Here is a 2,394-nt window from a genome sequence, read left to right on the forward strand (position 1 = left end):
GATCCCTCACAATCCACACTGGCTGTTGTGCCATCATTGAGCGAGGCGATCATCAATCGCGAGTACAACTATGGCAACGTTGCGCCGGAAACCTTTGCGCTAACCCTGGCCATTGTTAAGCAAACGCGCGGCGAGTTTGAAGCGGCCATGATGATGGCAACAACTTTTGCGAAAACGGCTGATTCTGTGCCGGCATTTGTGGGCGCGCTGTGTGGCGCAATGGCCAAACATGATATTCTGCCGTCGAGTTGGGGCACGCGCCTGCAAGAATTGCGGGGTCTGTGCATTCCTGCTTTGTGCGGAGTTGATTATATCGCACTCGTTGAACAGCTTGCCGATTTGGCGCAAGCGAGGGGTGTTGCGTGAAGATCTCCTGGATCGACCCGATCGAACTGGTGCAGCATGAATTGCGACAGCAGCGCGAGCAAGGCGGTGAGGTTGCGCCTTTGCAACAACGGTGGAATGATATGCAGCGTGTTGCTTTGGATGAAAATGAATTGCGGCAGCACGCGCTAGCCCTGTTGCATGAAATTGTTGACATGGGCGCGAAACCGCAGCGTGATGAGCCTTCAGATATAGCGGAGATTGCGGCGTCGCGACCCGCCCGGCCAGCGCCCGTGGCAAAGGCGGCTCTCAGTGAAATAGATTTATATGATCGTATTTTAGGGGGATGGTTGGGCCGCGCCGCCGGCTGCGCACTGGGCAAGCCGGTGGAAAAACATCCACGCGCCGTTATTCGCCAGTTGTTGGAATCGAACGGCACCTGGCCGCTTTCGGATTACATCACCGCGGCAGGCATGCCGCAAGAATTGCTGCAAAAATTTCCGTGGAATCGCCATTCGGGAGGTGAGAGTTTGCGGGAACATCTCGTGTGCATGCCCGAGGATGATGATATGAATTATCCCATGGTCAATCTGCGCGTTCTCGAAATCTACGGATTGAATTTTACCACGGAGAATATTGCCGAATGCTGGTTGAGCATGCTGCCGGTGTTGTCAACGTTTACAGCGGAACGCGTGGCCTATTTAAATTTGCTGCAAGGATGGCGGCCGCCGCAAACAGCTACCCGCTGCAATCCCTATCGCGAATGGATCGGTGCGCAAATTCGCGCGGATTTGTGGGGATGGATTTCGCCGGGCGACCCGCAGGCAGCGGCCGAGCGGGCATGGCGCGATGCGCGTTTGAGTCACACCGGCAACGGTATCTACGGGGAAATGTTTTTCGCTGCGGCCATTTCCGCGGCGTTTGTGGTTTCAGAACCTCGCCAACTCATTGCGCAAGGTTTGCAGCAGATTCCGCAAGAGTCGCGTCTGGCGCAGGCGATTGAATTTGTGCTCGCGCTTTATGATAAAGAAAAAAATTGGGAAAATGCCGTGGACCGGCTTTATGAGAAATTCGGACACTTTCATTGGGTGCATACCATTAACAATGCCGCATTGGTGACTGCGGCGTTATTGTACAGCGATGGCGACTACGAACGCGCAATCTGTTATGTCGTCATGGGAGGGTGGGATACGGACAGCAACGGCGCAACCGTTGGTTCCATTCTCGGAACAATGCGCGGCGCGAAACATTTGCCGGAAAAATGGATTGCGCCTTTGCACAATCGCATCCGCAGCAGTTTGAAAGGCTTTGACAACGCCGCTTTCGATGATTTGGCGCGGCGCACCATGCGGCAAGCCGTTGCGTGAGAGTTTTTCTTGTTGAGATGTTTGCACATGATACGACGCTCGAATCCGAAACCATGTTCATCCTTTCTAGTTCAACTTTCTCATGCTTGATCAAAAAACACTCCATGATCGCGCCCTGGGCTGCTTGATCGGCCTGGCCATCGGCGATTCCTTCGGCGATGCGGCGCGCACGCCGGACAACCATTTTCTTTACGGTATCACGACGGATTTCCGTCCCGGCGTGCCGGCGCCCGGCACTGATGATACGGAATTTGCGTTGCTCACTGCCGACACGTTAGTGCAATGCAAAGGGGAATTGACTCTGGAGCATGTGCTGGCGGCTTGGCGCAAGCACGTCATCTCTTTGGAGATCATGAATCGCGGCGGCGCCAGCGAACGAGAAGCAGCCGCCAACATTCGGCGCGGCATTTTGCCTCCGCTTTCTGGGCAGTATAATTCTTATCATATGAGTGACGGCGCTGCGATGCGCGTCGCGCCCATCGGCATCGTGTGTGCCGGCAATCCCGCGCGCGCCGCGCACTTCGCTGAGATCGATGCCAGCATCAGTCATTGGCGCGAAGGCATATGGGGCGCGCAGGCGGTGGCTGCCGGAGTGGCGGCAGCAATGATTGGCAAGCCGGTTGATGAGATTATCGCTGCGGCTTTACAAGCGATTCCGCAGGACTCATGGTTGTCTTTTGCCATGCAGCGAGCGTTGCGCATC

General features: G+C 55.6%; 3 protein-coding genes. All 3 read left to right on the forward strand.

The window, feature by feature from the left end; all coding sequences use genetic code 11:
- A partial coding sequence (locus tag FBQ85_29295) for an ADP-ribosylglycohydrolase family protein (protein MDL1879227.1) occupies positions 1–366 on the forward strand: 366 nt, incomplete at its 5' end.
- The gene (locus FBQ85_29300) at positions 363–1,691 is read left to right on the forward strand and encodes an ADP-ribosylglycohydrolase family protein (protein ID MDL1879228.1); all 1,329 of its coding nucleotides are present in this window, start codon (positions 363–365) and stop codon (positions 1,689–1,691) included. The genes FBQ85_29295 and FBQ85_29300, both read left to right, overlap by 4 nt.
- A gap of 82 nt (positions 1,692–1,773) precedes the next feature.
- Positions 1,774–2,394, forward strand: a 621-nt coding sequence (locus FBQ85_29305) for an ADP-ribosylglycohydrolase family protein (protein MDL1879229.1), incomplete at its 3' end; no start/stop codon positions are given.

The organism is Cytophagia bacterium CHB2, assembly GCA_030263535.1.
In the GTDB taxonomy this organism is placed as follows: domain Bacteria; phylum Zhuqueibacterota; class Zhuqueibacteria; order Zhuqueibacterales; family Zhuqueibacteraceae; genus Coneutiohabitans.